This window comes from Rhizobium sp. BK060 (assembly GCF_014193145.1).
Taxonomy (GTDB): Bacteria; Pseudomonadota; Alphaproteobacteria; order Rhizobiales; family Rhizobiaceae; genus Rhizobium.
Genome location: NZ_JACHYW010000005.1, coordinates 90,286 through 110,033 on the forward strand (window position 1 = coordinate 90,286; position 19,748 = coordinate 110,033).

The 19,748-nt window shown below is 61.3% G+C and carries 18 protein-coding genes; 6 read left to right on the forward strand and 12 right to left on the reverse strand.

Annotated features, from left to right (window positions below):
• The first annotated feature begins 3 nt into the window (after positions 1-3).
• Positions 4-756, forward strand: coding sequence for a 2-dehydro-3-deoxy-D-gluconate 5-dehydrogenase KduD (gene kduD / locus FHT71_RS07350; protein WP_132588952.1), 753 nt, complete (start codon positions 4-6; stop codon positions 754-756).
• A gap of 213 nt (positions 757-969) precedes the next feature.
• Here the strand turns inward: kduD and FHT71_RS07355 are convergent, their stop codons facing one another.
• Positions 970-1,356 carry a HipA domain-containing protein gene (locus FHT71_RS07355; protein ID WP_281040949.1) on the reverse strand — a complete coding sequence of 129 codons (387 nt, stop codon included), beginning with the start codon at positions 1,354-1,356 and terminating at the stop codon, positions 970-972.
• Positions 1,357-1,437: 81 nt separating this feature from the next.
• Entirely contained in the window at positions 1,438-1,824 is a 387-nt protein-coding gene (locus FHT71_RS07360; protein ID WP_007797221.1) for a response regulator, read from the reverse strand.
• A 295-nt stretch (positions 1,825-2,119) separates the two neighbouring features.
• On the opposite strand from FHT71_RS07360, the gene FHT71_RS07365 reads away from it, so the two are divergent.
• Positions 2,120-2,896, forward strand: coding sequence for a hypothetical protein (locus tag FHT71_RS07365; protein WP_132588953.1), 777 nt, complete (start codon positions 2,120-2,122; stop codon positions 2,894-2,896).
• Positions 2,893-3,534, forward strand: coding sequence for an RES family NAD+ phosphorylase (locus FHT71_RS07370; RefSeq protein WP_132588954.1), 642 nt, complete (start codon positions 2,893-2,895; stop codon positions 3,532-3,534). The genes FHT71_RS07365 and FHT71_RS07370 overlap by 4 nt, the downstream gene beginning before the upstream one ends.
• A gap of 111 nt (positions 3,535-3,645) precedes the next feature.
• On the opposite strand, the gene FHT71_RS07375 is transcribed toward FHT71_RS07370, so the two are convergent.
• Positions 3,646-4,599 (reverse strand): sulfonate ABC transporter substrate-binding protein, encoded by a 954-nt coding sequence (locus FHT71_RS07375; protein WP_007797228.1) that lies wholly within the window; start codon positions 4,597-4,599, stop codon positions 3,646-3,648.
• A gap of 562 nt (positions 4,600-5,161) precedes the next feature.
• Positions 5,162-6,487, reverse strand: a complete 1,326-nt coding sequence (locus FHT71_RS07380) for an FAD-binding oxidoreductase (RefSeq protein WP_132588956.1) — start codon at positions 6,485-6,487, stop codon at positions 5,162-5,164.
• Positions 6,488-6,721: 234 nt separating this feature from the next.
• On the opposite strand from FHT71_RS07380, the gene FHT71_RS07385 reads away from it, so the two are divergent.
• Positions 6,722-7,198 carry an Lrp/AsnC family transcriptional regulator gene (locus FHT71_RS07385; protein WP_007797235.1) on the forward strand — a complete coding sequence of 159 codons (477 nt, stop codon included), beginning with the start codon at positions 6,722-6,724 and terminating at the stop codon, positions 7,196-7,198.
• A gap of 68 nt (positions 7,199-7,266) precedes the next feature.
• On the opposite strand, the gene FHT71_RS07390 is transcribed toward FHT71_RS07385, so the two are convergent.
• From FHT71_RS07390 to FHT71_RS07420, 7 genes are all read right to left on the reverse strand, one after another.
• The gene (locus FHT71_RS07390) at positions 7,267-8,922 is read right to left on the reverse strand and encodes an ABC transporter ATP-binding protein (protein ID WP_132588957.1); all 1,656 of its coding nucleotides are present in this window, start codon (positions 8,920-8,922) and stop codon (positions 7,267-7,269) included.
• The gene (locus FHT71_RS07395) at positions 8,922-9,785 is read right to left on the reverse strand and encodes an ABC transporter permease (protein WP_007797239.1); all 864 of its coding nucleotides are present in this window, start codon (positions 9,783-9,785) and stop codon (positions 8,922-8,924) included. The genes FHT71_RS07390 and FHT71_RS07395 overlap by 1 nt, the downstream gene beginning before the upstream one ends.
• Positions 9,782-10,732: an ABC transporter permease gene (locus FHT71_RS07400; protein WP_132588958.1), complete on the reverse strand. Its 951-nt coding sequence runs from the start codon at positions 10,730-10,732 to the stop codon at positions 9,782-9,784. The genes FHT71_RS07395 and FHT71_RS07400 overlap by 4 nt, the downstream gene beginning before the upstream one ends.
• 86 nt (positions 10,733-10,818) lie before the next feature.
• A complete protein-coding gene (locus tag FHT71_RS07405; RefSeq protein ID WP_132588959.1) occupies positions 10,819-12,429 on the reverse strand; it encodes an ABC transporter substrate-binding protein in 1,611 nt (536 codons plus the stop codon).
• Between the two features lie 70 nt (positions 12,430-12,499).
• A complete protein-coding gene (locus FHT71_RS07410) occupies positions 12,500-13,213 on the reverse strand; it encodes an HAD-IA family hydrolase (protein ID WP_132588960.1) in 714 nt (237 codons plus the stop codon).
• A 239-nt stretch (positions 13,214-13,452) separates the two neighbouring features.
• Positions 13,453-14,829, reverse strand: a complete 1,377-nt coding sequence (locus FHT71_RS07415; protein ID WP_132588961.1) for an aspartate aminotransferase family protein — start codon at positions 14,827-14,829, stop codon at positions 13,453-13,455.
• A gap of 13 nt (positions 14,830-14,842) precedes the next feature.
• Positions 14,843-15,679, reverse strand: a complete 837-nt coding sequence (locus FHT71_RS07420) for a GNAT family N-acetyltransferase (RefSeq protein WP_132588962.1) — start codon at positions 15,677-15,679, stop codon at positions 14,843-14,845.
• A gap of 317 nt (positions 15,680-15,996) precedes the next feature.
• Between FHT71_RS07420 and FHT71_RS07425 the strand changes: the two genes are divergently transcribed.
• Positions 15,997-16,665 carry a haloacid dehalogenase type II gene (locus FHT71_RS07425; RefSeq protein WP_132588963.1) on the forward strand — a complete coding sequence of 223 codons (669 nt, stop codon included), beginning with the start codon at positions 15,997-15,999 and terminating at the stop codon, positions 16,663-16,665.
• Positions 16,666-16,680: 15 nt separating this feature from the next.
• Positions 16,681-17,955, forward strand: a complete 1,275-nt coding sequence (locus FHT71_RS07430) for an FAD-binding oxidoreductase (RefSeq protein ID WP_132588964.1) — start codon at positions 16,681-16,683, stop codon at positions 17,953-17,955.
• Between the two features lie 336 nt (positions 17,956-18,291).
• Here the strand turns inward: FHT71_RS07430 and FHT71_RS07435 are convergent, their stop codons facing one another.
• Positions 18,292-19,746 (reverse strand): NAD-dependent succinate-semialdehyde dehydrogenase, encoded by a 1,455-nt coding sequence (locus FHT71_RS07435; RefSeq protein ID WP_183719361.1) that lies wholly within the window; start codon positions 19,744-19,746, stop codon positions 18,292-18,294.
• Positions 19,747-19,748: the final 2 nt, after the last annotated feature.

The following is a 19,748-nucleotide window of genomic DNA, read 5'->3' on the forward strand; positions in this document are numbered from 1 at the left end:
GTCATGACCATGTTCGACCTTTCCGGCCAGGTGGCGGTGGTCACCGGTGCCAATACCGGCCTTGGCCAGGCGATCGCGGTCGCGCTGGCCACCGCCGGCGCTTCAATCGTTGCCGTCGGCCGCTCGGCGATGGACGAGACCGAAGCCGCGGTTCGCAAGACCGGCGCAGGCTTTCACGCCATCAAGGCCGATCTCGGTTTTATCGAGCCCGTCAAGGCAATCGTCGACGAAACGGTTGCGACCTTCGGCAAGCTCGACATCCTGGTCAACAATGCCGGCATCATCCGTCGGGCCGATGCCATCGACTTCACGGAAGCCGATTGGGATGCGGTCATGGACATCAACCTGAAGAGCGTCTTCTTCCTGTCGCAGGCTGCTGCCCGGCATATGCTGGAAAGAGGCAGCGGCAAGATCATCAACATCGCCTCGCTATTGTCCTTCCAGGGCGGCATCCGCATTCCCTCCTACACGGCCTCAAAGAGCGGACTTGCCGGATTGACGAGATTGCTGGCCTGCGAATGGGCCGGCAAGGGCATCAACGTCAATGCCATTGCGCCGGGCTATTTCGTGACCAACAACACCACTGCCCTGCGCGAGGATGCTGACCGCAGCGCCGCCATCCTTGCCCGCATCCCGGCTGGCCACTGGGGCGACCCCACACAACTCGGCGGCGCAGCGGTCTTCCTGGCATCACAGGCATCCGACTATGTCCACGGCATCGTCCTGCCAGTCGATGGCGGATGGCTGGCGCGGTAACGGTTCAGTGTCCGCTCCACCAACGAGCCGATGTTTACCCGTGTCGCCGATGGCGGTGTATTGCCGACGGGTCCCGGCGCCCACACTGCCAGCAACGGCCGGGGACGTTTCGTAGTCGTTGCCCACAAAGGATCGATTGCAATTGCTCAAGACCGTCGAGCAGGGTCTGTTGGCCGCTGTCACCTGCGCGCATTGAAGGGGCGTCCACCCCCTTTAATAGCTGGCGCCCCCGGTTCCGAAGACGTAAGCCAGAGACGCTTCCCTGGAGACGGTCAGCAGGTGCTGCATACCTGGACTTCTTCCTTCGCCCGCGACATCAGCGCTGTGTTCTCCTCCTGGCCCTGAGGAGAAGGTGAGATCGTAAGTAGGAGTGAGTGTCCAGAAAGGGTGGTTCTTTGCGTGGTCGTCTTGGTTTCGAGCATACACGTTGAAGACCATGCGCTGAAATATTTGAAGGACTTCGGAACTGTCGCGGGTCATCATGAGCGTCAGCTTGTGGAGTTGTTCGTAGTTCAGCGACGCTTCCCGATGGCTGGCGTGCATCAAGTACGCGCATGCGTTCCCCCAGAAAGTACGATGGTTCGGGACGAACGGTGACACCGCACGCGAAGCTCGCGCAGGCTCTCTCAGGCGCAGAAACTCCTGAGTGAAATGGGCGATGGTCGCAATGTTTGTGCCATTTCAACACCCCAGCAAGAACCTGAAGCACTTGATCGCCTCGGCGCTATTGTACGGTTTCTTCAGAAAACGGCACCGTTCGGGCAACGAGGACTGCCGCAAGCTCACGACGGCGGACGTAATGACAATGGCGAGTTCGGGCCATTGCCGGTGGATCCTCACGGCGAGATTTACACCGTCTACGTTGCCCGGCATGTTTATCGCCGTGAAGACCAAGTCGATGTCGTTCCGGCGATCCAGGATGCGCAAAGCTTCCTCGCCGCCGGCGGCATCCACGGCCGCCAGACCGGCCATTTCGATCGCCCGCCGCATCGCTGCTCGCAGTTCGGCGCTGGCCTCGACAACCAGAACCGTGGGGAGCGTTTTCGACTGGAGAGCTACTTGGGACATGGTCGATATCCTTGCTCAGATAACGAACTAAAGCACGAATGTTGCGATGCAGCAATACGTATGCGCAAGAACTTGCGCCGCCTGAATGGTATAAAATAAAATCTGAAGACCCGAGTCTGGTTCCTTTCGCATTGCGGCGTGTAATGCCATCCGCAGGAGAACGGCTGCGCCGTTTTCGACCGCGTGCGGCAACTTTGCCACGACCCACGGGCTCCATCCTGGCCGGCGACTTGATATCGACGCGGCGTGACATAAGTGATATAGAGGATTTATCACTAAACTCATGAGGCTCCCAATGCAGCCACTGTTCGACCATGCCATACTGATAGATGACCTGGCTTCACCGGCGATCGCCAGCAAGGATACAAGCGCTGTCCAGGCGAAACTATCGGCTGCGATTTTTGAGGCCCTCGGTTCTTTGCGGAAAGGCAAGACTTTGAGGGTCGGAGGAACTGAGCAAGAGCTACAGCGGTTCGCCAATGCGGTGGCCGAAATCGCATTCGGCGACTCCGTCATTCTGCGTCTCCACCGGAATTTATCCGGGGCCGGCAAGGAGTCGGTAAAAACTTTCGCTGACGCACTGGTCCGGGTAAGCGGGTCGGTCGAAGAGAATCGACTGGAAGCAGCAATAGGCAAACTAGCGGAAGTGCTTTTGCCGGACGAACTCGAAGATGCGCGCGGCGTGCTTGCGGCAGACAATCTTGCGTTACGTGATCGCTTTGTCCAGGAGTTGCCTCAACTAAATAGTATCGATGTTGGAAAGCAGTCTGGATCCAGCGCAAAGAACAGTTACGCAACAGCAGCGCGCTGGAAGAAGAATGGCGAAATCATTTCCGTTCAGCATCGAGGCTCTGAGTTTTTCCCGGCGTTTCAGTTCCAGGACGGCCGACCGCACCCAACCATAAAGCAGGTTCTGGCGGCGCTTCCTCAATCCATGACAGCCTGGCAGAAGGCGTTGTGGTTGGTGTCTTCGAACGGCTGGCTGGAAGATGCCGCACCTATCGATCTCCTCGACAATGCCGACGCCCTGGTGGCTGCAGCGAAGAAGGAACATGAGGAGGTTATTGGGTGAGGGGGAACAGTGTTCCTCCTCCACCGGCTGCATTCGCGACCGTCAATGTCGCGACGATCAGCGCTGGATCGGTACTTCATCGGACACACGCATCTGCGTTTCGTCCGGGTCAGTTCAATCCGTGCCTCGGGCAACCGACAAGATTTGCGCCATTCGCAGACGTGACTGGCACATGTGTTCCATCGCTTTATGCGGCGACCAGCCGGGAGGCTGCCGCGTTCGAGAGCATATTTCATGATATTGCTCCTACCGCGCGATTTAAAACCACTCGCTTAAGCACGGTCAAATCGCGGAGCGTCAGCAGAATCGTTCCAAATAAAGACCTCCCTGTCGTCAATCTTTATTCCCCGGACCTCAAAGCCTGGGGTATCGCCCGCACGAATTTGATAGAGACACCAAAGTCGACCTATCTGAAAACAGTCTTGTGGGCGCAGGCGCTTCACAGAGCGTATCCGGATATCAAAGGCATGATCTGGACGTCGCGCCAATGCGATCCGGAGAGCTGCCTGGTCTTTTTTGGAGATCGTGTCCGAGAGAGCGACTTTGATGTCTTGGATTGTATCGATGTTGCTACAAATCCCAACCTTCTTCTGGAGCTGAGAGGCTGGGGTAAGCGCGCAGGAATTACGATTATCTGACGGTCGTCTCTCAGCTGGCGGCCTTCAACCTTTTTCCGAAAGGCTGCGACTCCCGACAGAAGCGGAACTCTTTTATCCATCGGTCGACGTGATACGTGCAGCCGCCGGGTATCAGGCCTTGCCCTTGCGGACAACGTCGGCAATCGTCACCTTCTTGGGAATAAGCTTGAGTTTGAAAAAGGTGTCGGCGATGTCTTGCTGCTGCGCGACGACAGAGTCATCAAGGTTCTTGACCCCGTAGGATTGACGCTCGAGCGCCTTGACGAGGACAGGTTCAGGGATGCCAACCGATGGGGATAGCTCTGCAGCCGCAGCCGTCGTGTCGGACTTGGTCCATTCGTCAATCTCAGAAATGGCGTCGATCAAGACATCGATCGCCTGGGCGTGGCCGTCGACCAGCGTCCTGGTGCCGAGATAGAACTGGTGATTGGGAACGATACCCTCGCCGTTTCTGAGCTCTCGCGCTTCGATCGCCACTTCCGCAGCTGCCTGGAAGGGATCCCAGATGACCCATGCGTCCACCGCGCCCTTTTCGAAGGCTGCGCGACCGTCGGCCGGGGCGAGGAAGGATGACGTCACATCCTCATAGGACAAGCCAGCTTCTTCGAGCGCCTTGACGAGCAGGTAATGCACGTTCGAGCCCTTGTTGAAGGCGACCTTCTTGCCCTTCAGGTCCGCAACAGACTTTATGGGGCTATCCTTCGGGACAAGTATGGCCTCGCCGCGCGGGGCGGGCGGCTCGTGTGCGATGTAGACAAGCGGAGCGTTCGCGGCCTGGGCGAAGATCGGCGGCGTTTCGCCTGTCGATCCGAAATCGACAGCACCAGCATTCAGAGCCTCGAGGAGCTGGGGACCGCCCGGAAACTCGGTCCATTCAACCTTGTAGTCGATGGATTCAAGTTTCTTCTCCAGCGTCCCTTTGCCCTTGAGAAGCACCAGAGTCCCATATTTCTGGTAGCCGATACGTACGACCTTGTCAGCAGCGCCAGCCAGTCGAACATGCGTCAAAGGTGTCGCGATGGCACCTGCCACCACCGCAGTGAAAGCTCGTCTTGTGATTTTCATCATACCCTCCGGAATAAGACGACGCCAAATTAAAGTGTCTCTACATTTTTACTAGAATATACGTACTCCCGCGTCCGCTTTTCCGGGATTCACTTTTTGTTCTGTCCCGACAGCGAGCAAAAAGAACTCGCCTCATGCTGATCCGGATTTTGACGCAGGGGCCGCTTGACCATGGTGTCAAAGTCCAGGCCGTCACCGGCACTGGAAACGCGCCTTGATCACAGCATCCAAGAAGCTTTGCTTCACGGCGGCCATCCGAAATTAGTCCGTTGGTTCTTTGCTACAGGCGCAGAATGAGCAAAAGCCCTGCCAGGCCGGAAGCTGATCGATCGGCGCGCGGTTCTCGAGCCGTTCGCTCCCCACCCGATGATCTGTGCGATACCAGTCCCGGCAATACATTCCTCCAGCATCTATTTGGGTTCTATGAACCTCACGAGGCCGCTGGCCGACCGTCACGTGCTATCGCGCCAAAGGCGCCATTCGTGGCCTGCCGCCAGGACTGGATCGTCGCAGTCGGGCCCGACTTCAGCATCTTCGCTACGGCACCTCGGGCCTCGCCTCCCTAGAACTCGGCGACCTTACCCCAGGCAGATTTTCGGAAGCGGTCCGGATGGTAGGCGCGGGGGTCGACGATTGGCTCGTCACCAGTGACGATGTCGGCGATCAGGTGACCGGCGCCGGGACCAATGCCGAAGCCATGCCCGCTGAAGCCGGCGGCGAGGATGAACCCCGGTATGGCGGCGATTTCGCCAATGCCGGGCACACCATCCGGCGTGCTGTCGATATACCCCGCCCATGCGGCCGTGATGCTGGTGTTCTTCAGGTCGGGCAGGAGGTCGAGCGCGCGCGAATGGGTGAGGCGAATAGTGTCCTTATCGACGGCAGGATCAAGGATGCGCATGCGCTCCATTGGCGTCGGGGCATCGAGGCGCCAGTGAGTCAGGCTCTCGTGACCGGAGCGGAAGCCTTCGAGGCCACCGGGTGCAAGGCTGCGCCAGCGCCGAGCGAACATCGGCAGAAACTGCGGCGCGAAACGCAATTGCTGCGGCGTCGGATCGACACGGCCGCGGCCGCTGATGGCGAGCGTGTAGCCGCCGTCCCCGCGACGCGTCACCGAAACGGCGGCCGTATGCAGCGCATCCGGAAGGCTGATGGCGCCTGGCGAGACGGCAAGAATCGACGAGCGGACCGACGCCTGGGGAAAGCGGATGCCGAGCTGCCGGCAGAAGGAGGAGGCCCAGGCGCCGCCGGCAAGGATCGCCGTCTTCGTGCGGATGGTGCCATGCTCGGTGACAACACCGGAAAGGCGACCGCCTTCTGTCTGTATGCCGCGGGCGGCGCAGGACTGATGCACGGTGCCACCAAGCTTGAGGATCGCACGCGCGACCGCGGGTGCTGCACTTGCCGGATCGGCGGTGCCGTCGGTCGGCGAAAAGACGCCCCCCTTCCATGGCTTTCCGGTGGCGCCGCCGCGTTCGCTCGCCTCGGCACTGTCGAGCATATGCGTTGTGACGCCGAGTGTGCGGGCAAAGTCGCGCCACCGGGCCCAGCCGGCCAGTTCCTCTTCACTATTGCTGAGGTAGAACAACCCGCAGCGTCGGAAGCCGGTGTCCTCGCCGCTCTCGGCGGAAAAACGCTCCCAAAGATCGAGGCTCTTCGTCGCCATTGGCAATTCGCGGGCGTCACGGTTCTGCTGGCGGCACCACCCCCAGTTGCGGCTCGACTGCTCCGCGCCGATCCGGCCCTTCTCGACGACGGCTACCTTCAATCCGCGGCGGGCAAGATAGTAGGCCGCAAACACGCCGACAATGCCGCCGCCGATGACGACGGCATCGGCGGCTTCGGGCAACTGCGGCGTTGTGTCGATGAATTTCAGCGGTGCGGGCATGGCGTGACCTCCGTTACCAGCACAGTCTAGCGGCTATTACGCAATGGCGTTGCTGGACTGCGGCTGGCGCGCAGCAGAAGATTCCGTCTTGCGGGAGCAATGCCGCCCTTTCTGCTTTGACCCGTTGTGCCAAACGAATTCGACACGTCTCTCCAGTGTGTTAAGGTCATCATTGGGAAAGTCGCAGCACAATCTGCTGTCCCGTTGGCCACTTCAGCAAGGGGAAAGGGCGTCATGAAACTCGACCGCATCGATATCAAAATCCTGTACGAACTGCAGAAGAATGGCCGCATCACCAATGTCGAACTCGCCGAACTGGTCAACCTGTCGCCGAGCCCCTGCCTCATGCGGGTGAAGAAGCTGCAGTCGGAGGGCTATATTGAGGGTTATTCGGCACAAATCAACGTCGGCAAGTTGGGGCAGACCCTGACGGTCTTCACCGAGATCACATTGAAGAACCACCGGCAGATCGACTTTGCCCGCTTCCTTGCAGCGATCGAGAAGGTTGACCACGTGATCGAATGCCATCTGGTGTCCGGCGGCTACGATTATCTGCTGAAATTCGTCACGGCCGGGATCGGCGAATACCAGACGATCATGGAGCGCCTCACCGACATGGACGTCGGCATCGACAAGTATTTCAGTTTCGTCGTCTTGAAGTCGCCGATCGTCAAGGTGCACATGCCACTGACCAGCCTGTTTCGGATGTAGGATCTTCGGATCACTTTGCGCCGGGTTGCGCAGCCGGGGCTTGCGATTTGGCCCGCTCCTGCGGCGCCTCAGCGCCGGCAATAGGCTCGCACGAGCTCCGGATCCTGTTCGAGCCCATCGAGCCACGTGGGATCGAGCCTCGGCACCGACGAGAAGAGCAACTGCGAATAGGGATGCTCAGGTGTCTTGACCTTCGCCGGCGTGATTTCCTCTACCTTTCTACCGCCATACATCACGACGATCTCGTCGCAGATGGCCTCCACCACGGAGAGGTCATGGCTGATGAAGATGTAGGAAAGACCGAGCTCGCGCTGCAATTCCTTGAGGAGATCGATGACAGCGGCGGCGACCACCGTGTCCAATGCAGAGGTGATCTCGTCGCATAGGATCAGCTTCGGCTCGGCGGCGAGTGCGCGGGCGAAGTTGACGCGCTGCTTCTGGCCGCCCGAGAGCTCCCCTGGGCGGCGATGGCGCAGGTTGCGCGGCAGGCGCACCATCTCGAGCAGCTCGTCGATGCGTGCACTGCGCGCTTTGGCATTCATGCCGTGATAGAAGCTAAGCGGCCGGGCTAAGATGTCCTCGACGGATTTCGCCGGATTAAGCGCCGTATCGGCATATTGGAAGACGATCTGCATTTCGCGCAGTTCATCGCGCGAGCGCGCGCGGGCGCTGCGCCCGAGTTCCTTGCCGTCGAAGACGATCTTGCCGACAGCGGCCGGCAGTATGCCGGCGATGGTGCGCGCGAGCGTCGACTTGCCGCAACCCGACTCGCCGATGACACCGAGGTTGCGCCCCTTCTCCACCTTGAGACTGACATGCTCGACGGCGCGCACGAGAGGCAGGCCGTCGGCCTGGGCCTGACCGTAGCCCGCGACGAGATTTTCGATTTCGAGCAACGGGGCCGAACCACTCTGTGCCGCGCACAGAGCGCCACGGGGTTTGGGCTCAAAAGCGGCGAGCAGCTCCCGCGTGTAGGGGTGCTTCGCGCCGTCGAGGATCTCTTTGGTGGTGCCGATCTCCTTGGTCTCTCCACCCTTCAAGACGACGATGCGGTCGGCGATCTGGGCGACCACGGCGAGGTCGTGCGAGACATAAACGCCGGCGATGCCGCCCTTCTTCATGACTGACTTGAAGGCGCGCAGCACCTCGATCTGTGTCGTCACGTCGAGCGCCGTCGTCGGCTCGTCGAAGATGACGAGCTTCGGGTCGCCGATCAGCGCCATGGCGGCCGAAAGGCGCTGCAACTGGCCACCGGAAACCTGGTGCGGATAGCGGCTGCCGATCGTTTCCGGCTCAGGCAGTGACAACGCCATGAAAAGCTCGACAGCGCGGAGGCGCGCCTCGTCGGCCGACATGAGCCCATGAATTCGGGTGACCTCGATGACCTGGTCCATGATCGTGGCGGCCGGGTTGAATGCGGCGGCGGCTGATTGCGGAACATAGGTGACCTCGGTGCCGCGCACCCTGGCGCGCTGCTTTTCGCTCAGCGTCACCATATCCTTTCCGGCGACGGAGACGCTGCCGCCGGAGATGCGACAGCCGGGGCGGGCATGGCCCATCAGCGTGAGCGCGATCGTGGTCTTGCCGGAGCCGCTTTCGCCGATCAGTGCCACGATCTCGCCCTCGGCAATGTCGAAGCTGACGCCGTTGATAATCTCGACGCGCCGGCCGGAATCGGTGGTGGCTTCGACCTTCAGGTCGCGGATTTCTACGAGATTGACCATCATTCGCTCCGATCGCGGATCTTCTTTGGCAGGTTGTCGATCAACAGGTTGACGCTGATGGTGAGGCTGGCGATCGCAAAGGAGGGAGCCATCACCGCCGGTGCGCCAAAGGGCAGACCGCCGATATTCTCACGCACGAGAGCCCCCCAGTCGGCGTAAGGCGGCTGGACGCCAAGGCCGAGGAAGGAGAGGCCGGAGAGCAGGAGAACGATGAAGACGAAGCGGATGCCGAGGTCGGCAAGTACCGGCCCGACGATGTTCGGCAGGATTTCCGAGCGGATGAGATAGAGGGTGCTTTCGCCGCGGATGCGGGCGACAGTGATGAAATCCATCGCGTTGATATTGACGGCAAGCGCGCGGGCGAAACGGTACGCGCCGGGGATATAGATCACCGACAGCGTCAGGATCAGCACGGGAATGGAGGAGCCGACGGCAGCGACGACCACAAGGCCGAACAGCTTGCTCGGGATCGAGTTGAGGGCGTCGAGGAGGCGGCTCAGGACCGTGTCGAGCCAGCCGCCGGCGACCGCTGCGATCATGCCGAGCATCACGCCGCTGAAGCAGGCGATCGTAACTGCCGCAAGCGAGATGCCGACCGTGTAGCGGCCGCCCATCAGGATTCGCGAGAGCATGTCGCGGCCGAGATAGTCGGAGCCGAGCCAGAAGTCGCGGCTCATCGGGCCGAAGTAATCGAGGTCGACAATCTCGCCAACAGGGTAGGGGATGATCAGCGGCGCGAATATCGCGATCAACACCCAAAAAAGGATGACCGAGAGACCGACCATGCCGATGATGTTGAAGCGATAGCCGAGCCGGGTTCCGGAAATCCGGTCGGACTTGGTCTCAGAACTGGTCATTGTCATCGGAGCCTCGGATTGGAAAGGATGGCTATGATATCGGCGGCCGTGATCAGGAGCAGGTAGCCGAGGCAGAAGATCATCGCGCAGCTCTGGATCAGCGGCAGGTCGCGGGTGGCGACGGCATCGACCATCAGCTTGGCAATACCTGGATAGTTGAAGATCGTCTCGACAATGATGACGCCGCCCAGCAGGTATGAGAGCGAAAGCGCGACCGCGTTGACAATCGGGCCCAGAGCGTTCGGCAGCGCATGCCGAAATACAATGCGCGGCCGCGAGGCGCCCTTGAGCAACGCCATCTCCACGTAAGGCGTGTTGAGGGTCTCGATCACCGCTGCCCGGGTCATACGGATCATTTGCGCCGAGATGACGAACGTAAGGGTGATCACCGGCATGGCATAGATGCGCAGGAGGCCTGTCAGCGACGTGACTTCGTTGGCGAAGGAGAGCGCCGGCAGCCATTTCAGGTAGACGGCGAAGATCAACACCGCAGAGGTCGCTATCATGAACTCGGGCACGGAGATGACGCCGATCGTCAGCACGGTGACGGCGCGGTCGTACAGCGAGCCACGTAGCATCGCCGCGGTGATGCCGAGCGTCAGCGCGATCGGCACGGAAAAGAGCGCGGTGATGCCCGCGAGCTGCAGCGTGTTGATGAAACGCCCCCCGATCAGTTTGGCGACCGGCATCTCATTGGCATAGGAGGTGCCGAGGTCGCCCTGCAGCAAACCAACGATCCAGCGCAAGAAACGGAAGATCGCCGGGTCGTCGAGATGCATGGCCTTGCGCAGACCTTCGACTGCTTCCGGCGTGGCAGCCTGGCCAAGCAGGATCGTCGCTGTGTCTCCCGGCAAGAGCGTCGTGGCGAAGAACACGGCGAAGGAGACGATCACCAGCGTAATGAAGGCGATGAGCAATCTGCTCAACACGAGTGATAGGACATGGTTGTTCACGCGCGTTCCCTTTCGGTATTCGAGATTTCAAACCAAAAGGACCAGGGCTGCAGCGGTGCGGCTGCAACCCCGACCGTTCGCTTTCATCAGGCTTCGAGCCAGACATATTCCGCGAAGGCATAACCCATCTGGCCGCCAAGCGGGTTGGCTTCCAAGCCCTTGAGCTTGGCGGTGATCGCGTCGACATTGGAGATATAGGCCGGAATGATGGTGCCGGCTTCGTTTGCGACCATCACCTGCATCTCGTTATAGATCGCTTTGCGCTTCTCCTGGTCGAGTGAGCCGCGCGCCTCGATCAGCATCTTGTCGAATTTCTCCGATTTGTACTGGCTTTCGTTCCACGGCGCTTCCGAAGTATAGAGCAGCGAGAACAGGATGTCCGGTGTCGGACGCGGGTTGATGTTGCCAAAATGGACCGGCGCCTTGAGCCAATAATTGTCCCAATAGCCGTCGGCCGGAACGCGTTGAACGTCGAGCTTCAGTCCGATTTCGGCCGCGGATGCCTGGATGATCATTGCCATATCGATCGAGGAGTTTGCCGCCTCGGAAGCAATCACAGGGATCGACTGGCCAAGGACACCGGCCTTCTCGAAATGGAACTTCGCCTTCTCCGGATCGAACGCCCGCGGCTTCAGGTCCGCATTGTGGTAGAAGTTTGCCGGGGAAACCGGCTGGTCGTTGCCGATTTCGCCGAGGCCGCGGAGCGCCGATTTGACGATCTGCTCGCGGTTGACGAGGGACTTCATTCCCTCGACGAAGTCCCGCTTGCTGCCAGGCTCCAAGTCCATGCGTATGTTGAGATTGGTGTAGTTGCCGGAGGTCGTTTTCGAGAGCACGAAGCCGTCGCCTTGGGCCTCGACCAGGCGCATCGAGCGCGGGTTGATCGTAGCGGCGAGATGGATGTCGCCCGAGAGCAGTGCGTTGACGCGCGAGCTGTCGTCGCTGATTGCGAAGTACTCGAAGGAATCGACGTTCGGGCCGGACTTCCAATAGTTCTTGTTCTTGATGCCGATCGAGCGCACGCCGGGCTCAAAGACCTCTCTGACGAATGGGCCGGTGCCGTTGCCCTTGGAAAAATCCGTCGTGCCATCGGCGACGATCATGAAGTGGTGCATCGACAAGATGGTCGGCAGGTCGGCGTTCGGATTTGCGAGTGTGATCTCGACCGTCTGCTTGTCCACGGCCTTGAAGCCTGTCATCTGCGCGGCGATCTTCGCGACCTTCGAACCGACGGAGGGATCGAGATGGCGTTTCAACGAGAAGACCACGTCGTCGGCGGTCAACGGCTTGCCGTCGTGGAAGGTGACGCCGCTCCTCAGTTTGACCGTCCAGGTCTTCGCATCCTTGGACTCGATAGCCTCGGCGAGCTCCATCTGCGGGCTCCCGCTCTTATCGAGGAAGGTGAGACGGTTGTAGAAGGAGCAGCAGCGCACATAGTCGGTGGAGAGCGATGCCTTGGCCGGGTCGAGCGTGTCTGCGGTCGAGGACGACCAGCCGGCCGCTTTGAGTGCGCCGCCGGAGACCGGCGTTGAGGCAACCGCGTTGGAGGCGCGGCCGAGCACTAGACTGCCGGCAGAGAGGGCGGCGCCACCGGCGAGCATCATCTGCAGCAGTTCACGGCGCGTTGCTCCGCGGCGGATGGCGTTTTCGACCATGGCGTCGTCGGATCTGGTCCAATTGGTGATCTTGTCGTTCATGTCATTCCCCTTTTCGTCTGTTGGCGGGCTGCCCGTCTTCCGCGGGCTTAGACCCAATCCGGTGAACTGGTCAGCTACGTGCGACGGCCACGGCATCGGCAAGGCCGGCCATGGAGGTGAAGTGGTAGTCGGGTTCGGTGAACTCGGCCGGCTCTATAGTGCCGCCGTAACCTTTCTGCGCGTGGCGCCGCTCGATCCAGCAGTTGGTCAGCCCAAGCTTCCGCGAAATGCCGATGTCGTGGTACTGGCTCTGAGCGACATGCAGGACGTCGTCCTTCGAATTGCCTTGCGAGCCGATGAAGTCGAAGACCTTGTCAAAGAAGGCGGGGTCAGGTTTTTCGGTACCGGTATCGTCGGCGGTGAATGCGGCGTAGAAGGGATCGCCCAGTTCCTTGGCGAAGAAATCGAACGCCCAGCGGCGCGCATTGGTCATAGCGACAAGCCGGTAATTCTTCGCAAGGCGCGCCAGCGCTTCGGCGCTGTCTCCGAAGGCCCTCCAGTTCGCGGCGGAGTCCCTGAGACGCTCGCCATATTTCCGCTCAGTCGGAAGGCCGAGCTTCGGCGCGATGTCAAGATAGACACGCACCAGATCGTCCGGAAAGAGGTCGGCGCCCTTGGAGTAGCGCGCCGCGCGGTAGAGGCTGAGCGCCTCCTCGCCATCGATGGCGACACTGGCCTCGGCGGCGATGCCGGCGAGGCAATCCTTGAGGCCGCCCTCGAAGTCGATCAGCGTGCCGACGACGTCGAAGGTCATGTATTTGAATTCGGGAAGGCTCTTATGCACATCGATTCCCCAGTTTTTTCGCGTTCCAGGCCGGAACGCCGACTTCAAGAAGAATATTCTGTTCCCGTCGGCGGGATGTTTTCCCCGCTCTTGCTGGAAAGGCCGCATATACCGGGATCCGGCCGCTTCCTTGATTTGAGTTTGGCAGTTGTGCCGCGCCGGAGTCTCCGAAAAGGCACCGTGGCGCGGCACAAAATTTCGAATATGGCGGTTCCGCGCTATATAGCGTCAGTCGTCCATCAGGCCCTCAAAGCCTGGCGAACATCCGGGTCTTTCAAGGTCTCGTCCAATGTCTGGCGGGTGCGCTCGACAATCGCGTCGATCTCCGTCGCAGTGCAGCACAGCGGCGGCGCATAGCCGAGCACGCCATTGGCGAAGGCGCGGATGACGAGACCGTTTTCCCAGGCACGGTCGAAGATGCGGCGCGCCGGCTCCGCGGCCGCCGGCAAAGGGGTCTTCCTCGACTTGTCGACGACGAGCTCGACGGCGGCCAGCATGCCGCGGCCGCGCACATCGCCAACAAGGGGATGGTCCCTCAGGCTTTCGAGACCTTCCATCAGCCGCGCACCGGCCGTGACGCCGTTTTCCAAGAGGCCGTTCTCGTAGAGCTTCAGCACCTCGAGACCGACAGCGGCGCTGACCGGATGCGCGGAATAGGTATAGCCGTGGCCGACGGCGGAAGCGCCGGCGCCGTCGGCAATCGTCTGATAAACGTGATCGGACATAAAGACCGCGCCCATCGGGACGTAACCAGACGTCAGCCCCTTCGCGACAGTCATGAAGTCCGGCACGATCTCGTCCTCGGTTGACGCAAAGAGCGGTCCGGTGCGGCCGAAGCCGGTGATCACCTCGTCTGCAACGAAGAGGATGCCGAGCTCGCGGCAGAGTTCGCGCATCGCCTTCATCCAGCCCTTGGGTGGCACCAGCACGCCGCCCGAGCCCTGGATAGGCTCCGCATAGAAGGCGGCGACACGCTCGGGGCCGATCTCCTCGACCTTGCGCCGCAGGGCGGCTAGCGAGGCCTCGATGATCGCCGAAGGGCTCTCTCCCACCGGATTGCGATAGGCATAGTGAGACGGAATTTTGTGCTGCCAGTCGAAGGGAATGCCGAAGCCAGCATGAAAGGCCGGCAGCGCGGTCAGGCCGGCGCCGACCGTCGATGAGCCGTGATAGCCTTGCTCCATCGAAATGAACTGATCGCGTTGCGGCTCGCCCCGGGCAATCCAATAATAGCGGATGAAGCGGATCGTGCTGTCGACGGCGTCGGAGCCGCCGAGCGTAAAATAGACGTGGTTGAGATCGCCCGGCGCGCGCTCGGCGAGTTCGGTGGCGAGGCGGATCGCGGGCTCGGAGCCGAACCCGAAATAGGCGGTCGCATAGGGAAGCTCGCGCATCTGGCGGGCGGCCGCTTCGACGATCGCTTCGTGGCCATAGCCGGCATTGACGCACCAAAGGCCGGCAAAGCCGTCGATCAGTTGCTTGCCCGAAGCATCGGTGACCGTCGCGCCTTTCGCCGAGGCGAGCACGCGCACGCCGAGTTTTTCATGGCCGCGATAGGAGGCGACCGGATGGATGAGGTGGGCGCGATCGAGTTCGATGAGGGAATTGCTGTACATGACGATCTCCGGATCAGCCGAGCGCCTGATTGACGAGGGCGAAGGTGGTAGCGGCCGGGTCGGCGGCGCGGTGGATCGGGGGCTTCATCATGGCGATACCCCCGCTGACATGGGCTAGACCCTGGCCGGCAAGCCAGAGAGAAAGGCCCGCCTCGGCAGTGGTATCGAGCCTGATGAACAGGCCGGTTCGCGTGGAAATGAAGTGGGCCACGAGCGCCTTGGCGTCTTCGAGACCTTCGGCGACGACGGGCCCGATGGCTTCGCCGCGGCCGAAGGGGCGGATGGCGCCGAACCCGCAAACGCGCCCGTCCCGGCGGATCACTGCAAAGTTGCCGACCTTCCCGAGATAGGCGATCATCCCTTCACGGTCGGCGCCGAAAGCGAGGCGGTCGAGCGCGACGATCGCTTCGATGTCGCCAGCGGCCGCCTGTTCGGTATGCCCAGGCTCGGCGATTGCTCCGACGATGCCTTGATGCTGCAAAACGCGACCCGTCTCGCGGAAGCCGAGCCTTTCGTATAGCGGCAGGCCCTCAGTCGTTGCCACGAGTCTGAGCGGACGATCGGCCGCTAGCCGCAACGCGGCGTCCATCAGCTTGCGACCGAGGCCGCGGCCGCGCATCGCCTCGTCGACGATAACCATGTTGATCGTCGCACAGTCCGACTTGTAAGGGGTGACGAGTACAGTGCCGACGACCCGGTCGCCCTCAATCGCGACGACGCCTTTGCTCAGGGTCAGCGCCATCTGCCAATCTTCAAGGCGATGCGGCCAGCCGGCCTGCCGGGAGAGCTTGACGGCGGCTTCCAGATGCTCAGGCCCGAAGGCGGCAATATCGATCTGACTTGTCTGCATGGCATTTCCTTCATTGTCTGCCCGCAAGTCTGAAGGAGTGCCGGCCGGCAGATCGTCTGAAGGCATTGGCTCGCGCGGTATCTTATAGCTTTGCACCTACCGGTCGCCGCATCTTATGCTGGCAGGCAAGAGCGCTGGGGGGGCGCCGGGGCGGAAGACACCATTGACGACCAGCAGGCCGCACAACCTTCTGCCAAAGCCGGCTCCCGATACGATAGATTCTGCTTCGAACGCGGCCAAATCAGGCGAAGCGATGGGAGGCGCAGAGTCTATGATCCTTACAGAATACCTGGTCCCGTTCTTTCAAGGATACGCACATGACGACATTCCGTCCGAAATACATCACCTTCGACTGCTACGGCACGCTTACGAACTTCCAGATGGCGGAAGCGGCCCGCGACCTCTATCGGGAGCAGCTCGACGAGGCGCGCATGGCTGAATTCATCAAGAATTTCGCGGCCTACCGCCTGGACGAGATTCTGGGCGCCTGGAAGCCCTATGCCGAGGTGGTGCACAATTCGCTGGAACGGACCTGCAAGCGCAACGGCATTCAGTTCCGCGATGAAGCAGCGAAGGTGGTCTACGAGCGCGTGCCGACATGGGGGCCGCATGCGGACGTGCCGGCGGGGCTTGCCAAGGTCGCCAAGGAGATCCCACTGGTGATCCTGTCGAATGCAATGAATTCGCAGATCATGTCGAATGTCGAAAAGCTTGGCGCACCCTTCCATGCGGTCTACACCGCCGAACAGGCGCAGGCCTACAAGCCTCGCTTCAAGGCTTTCGAATACATGCTCGACATGCTGGCCTGCGGCCCCGAGGACATCCTCCACTGCTCGTCCTCCTTCCGCTACGACCTGATGTCGGCGCACGACCTCGGCATCAAGAACAAAGTCTGGGTCAATCGCGGTCACGAGCCCGCCAATCCCTATTACGGCTATGTCGAGATCGCCGACATCTCCGGCCTGCCGGGCGTCGTCGGTCTTTAGAAAAGGCGGTGCGCCATGAAGTTCCTGTCCTACTGGCATGATACGGCCCCGGCCTTTGCCGGAGCTGCGCAAGGCCCGGTCGATGGCCATTACGACGTCGCCGTGATCGGCGGCGGCTTCACTGGCCTCAGTGCGGCCCGGCAGCTCGCCAGGGCGGGGGCGAAGGTCGTCGTTCTGGAGGCGGAGAAGGTCGGCTGGGGCGCCTCCGGCCGCAATGGCGGACACTTGAATAACGGGCTCGCCCATAGCTATCTCGCGGCCAAGGCGGAACTCGGCAGGGAGCGGGCGATTGCGCTCTACAAGGCGTTCGACGATTCAGTCGACACGATCGAGGCACTGATCACCGAAGAAGGTATCGACTGCAACTTCCGCCGCGCCGGTAAAGTGAAGCTTGCCTCGAAGCCTCAGCATTTCGAGGCGATCGCCCGCAACTTCGAGGCGGTCAACGCGGAGGTCGATCCCGATACGGCGCTTCTCAGCGCCGAGGATCTGAAGCAGGAGGTCGGCTCGCCCTTCTTCGGGGCAATGCTCTCGAAGAAGAGCGCGATGATGCATATGGGGCGGTATGTCGTCGGCCTCGCCGAAGCGGCCACGCGCCATGGCGCCATGGTTTTCGAGAGCGCGGCGGTCACCGAGCATCGGCAGGCGGGCGGCCGACATACATTGAAGACCTGCCGCGGCAGCGTCACCGCTGAAGCGGTTCTTGTCGCCACCGGCGCCTACACGCCTTCGCTCTTTGGCTATTTCCGCCGTCGCATCATCGCCGTCGGCAGCTTCATCATCGCCACCCGATCGCTGACAGGCGCGGAAATCGCGGCGACAATGCCGGGTAGTCGCACCTGCGTCACGTCGATGAACATCGGTAACTATTTCAGGCTCTCGCCCGACAACCGTCTGATCTTCGGCGGCCGCGCGCGCTTCTCGGCGACGTCCGACCAGCGCTCGGACGCAAAAAGCGGCGCGATCCTCAAGGCGAGCCTTACCGCGATCTTTCCGCAACTCGCCAATGTCGAGATCGACTACTGCTGGGGCGGCCTCGTCGACATGACCAAGGACCGATTCCCCCGCGCCGGCTATCAAGACGGCGTTTGGTACGCCATGGGCTATTCCGGCCACGGGGCGCAGCTTTCGACGCATCTCGGCATGATTATGGCGGACGCAATTCTCGACCGGCCGGACCGCAACCCGCTGAAGGGTCTCGAATGGCCGGCCGTGCCGGGACATTTCGGCAAGCCCTGGTTCCTGCCGCTCGTCGGCATGTATTACAAGATGCTGGACACGATCCAGTAGACGACACGGGGGTAGGAAGAGGGGCGCGGGACCGGACAGGGGCGCGCCCTTCTTTGTTTGGATGATCTAGCCCGGCGTGCCGCGTCAAGTGTGCAGCGGTCTTGCCAAAGAGCTGAAGCGCCTCGCGCGTTTGAGAGCGGGATGAAGAAACACGCCGGCTTTTCGCGCGCATCCCGCTCTACTCCTGGAACCGATCACGTCTTAGGCTTCGATTAGACCCAAGATCGTCGTGACCAACCTACAGCGCGTCGCGTTCAATCGAATCACGCGCCGTGGATCCCTTGTTTGTGCATGTCGTTGTCCCAAAAGCCGCGGCACAATTTTGGGCAACATGCATTAATCCAGTCCGCCGATGTGGAAGCTCTTCATCTCGAGATATTCCTCAATACCGACCTGGGCGCCCTCCCGGCCCAGGCCGGATTGCTTGACGCCGCCGAAGGGGGCGACTTCGGTGGAGATGGCGCCGGTGTTGAGGCCGACCATACCGAATTCCAGCGCTTCCGCCACACGCCACGAACGTTTCAGGCTCTCAGTGTAGAAATAGGCGGCCAAGCCGAAGGGCGTGCCGTTGGCGATGGCGATTGCCTCCTCCTCCGTCTCGAAGCGGAAGAGCGGTGCGACGGGGCCGAAGGTCTCTTCGCTGGCAAGCAGCATCTCGGTGGTGGCGCCCGTGAGCACGATCGGGGGCCTATATTGTCTCCCCTCCGGCACCGACCTGCCGCGCGCCGCAAGCTTCGCACCCTTGGCAAGCGCGTCCTCGACATGGCGGTCGATCTTGTCGATCGCCGCCTCATTGATCATCGGTCCGATCGCGATGCCGGGTTCCGTCCCGGGGCCAACCTTCATTGCGTTAACGCGTGCGCCGAGCTTCTCTGCAAAGGCGTCATAGACGCCGGCCTGCACCAGGATGCGGTTCGCACAGACGCAGGTCTGGCCACCATTGCGGAACTTGGACGCGATCGCGCCCTCGACCGCCAGTTCAAGGTCGGCATCGTCGAAGACGATGAAGGGGGCATTCCCGCCGAGCTCGAGCGAGAGGCGCTTGATGCTGTCGGCCGCGCCTCTCATCAAGAGAGAGCCGACACGCGTCGAGCCCGTAAAGGAGATCTTGCGCACTGTTTCGTTCGCCATGAACTCGTTGCCGATTGCGGTCGGCATGCCGGTGACGATGTTGATCACACCTGCGGGAATGCCGGCGCGCTCTGCCAGAACACCGAGGGCGAGCGCTGAAAAGGGCGTGAACTCCGAGGGCTTGATCACCACCGTGCAGCCGGCCGCCAAGGCAGGTGCCACTTTGCGGGTAATCATTGCGTTCGGGAAGTTCCACGGCGTCACGATCGCGCAGACGCCGACCGCCTCTTTCAGAACGACGATGCGCCGATCGGCCGTCGGAGAAGGAATGGTGTGGCCGCCGATGCGACGCGCCTCCTCGGCGAACCATTTGACAAACGAAGCGCCGTAACGGATCTCGATGCGCGCCTCGTCGAGCGGCTTGCCTTGTTCCATTGTCAAGAGCAGAGCCAAATCCTCGAGGCTTTCGATCATCAGCGCATACCAGCGCTCAAGTAATGCGGCCCGTTCGGCATGCGTCTTCTTCTTCCACGGTCCGAAGGCGGCATTGGCGGCTTCGATGGCGGCGCGCGTTTCCTCTTCGCCCATGTCGGGAACCGTGCCGAAACGCATCCGACTGGCAGGGTCGAAAACGTCGACGGTCTTACCCGAGGCTGCGCCCAGCCAGGCTCCGTCGATGAAGCCCTCTTGCCGGAAAAGTTCCTTGTCGTTCAACATCATAT

Coding starts and splice junctions, on each gene's coding strand:
- kduD (WP_132588952.1), top strand. CDS start 4: ATGACCATGTTCGACCTTTCCGGCCAGGTGGCGGTGGTCACCGGTGCC.
- FHT71_RS07360 (WP_007797221.1), bottom strand. CDS start 1,824: ATGTCCCAAGTAGCTCTCCAGTCGAAAACGCTCCCCACGGTTCTGGTT.
- FHT71_RS07365 (WP_132588953.1), top strand. CDS start 2,120: ATGCAGCCACTGTTCGACCATGCCATACTGATAGATGACCTGGCTTCA.
- FHT71_RS07375 (WP_007797228.1), bottom strand. CDS start 4,599: ATGAAAATCACAAGACGAGCTTTCACTGCGGTGGTGGCAGGTGCCATC.
- FHT71_RS07380 (WP_132588956.1), bottom strand. CDS start 6,487: ATGCCCGCACCGCTGAAATTCATCGACACAACGCCGCAGTTGCCCGAA.
- FHT71_RS07385 (WP_007797235.1), top strand. CDS start 6,722: ATGAAACTCGACCGCATCGATATCAAAATCCTGTACGAACTGCAGAAG.
- FHT71_RS07390 (WP_132588957.1), bottom strand. CDS start 8,922: ATGGTCAATCTCGTAGAAATCCGCGACCTGAAGGTCGAAGCCACCACC.
- FHT71_RS07395 (WP_007797239.1), bottom strand. CDS start 9,785: ATGACAATGACCAGTTCTGAGACCAAGTCCGACCGGATTTCCGGAACC.
- FHT71_RS07405 (WP_132588959.1), bottom strand. CDS start 12,429: ATGAACGACAAGATCACCAATTGGACCAGATCCGACGACGCCATGGTC.
- FHT71_RS07415 (WP_132588961.1), bottom strand. CDS start 14,829: ATGTACAGCAATTCCCTCATCGAACTCGATCGCGCCCACCTCATCCAT.
- FHT71_RS07420 (WP_132588962.1), bottom strand. CDS start 15,679: ATGCAGACAAGTCAGATCGATATTGCCGCCTTCGGGCCTGAGCATCTG.
- FHT71_RS07425 (WP_132588963.1), top strand. CDS start 15,997: ATGACGACATTCCGTCCGAAATACATCACCTTCGACTGCTACGGCACG.
- FHT71_RS07430 (WP_132588964.1), top strand. CDS start 16,681: ATGAAGTTCCTGTCCTACTGGCATGATACGGCCCCGGCCTTTGCCGGA.
- FHT71_RS07435 (WP_183719361.1), bottom strand. CDS start 19,746: ATGATGTTGAACGACAAGGAACTTTTCCGGCAAGAGGGCTTCATCGAC.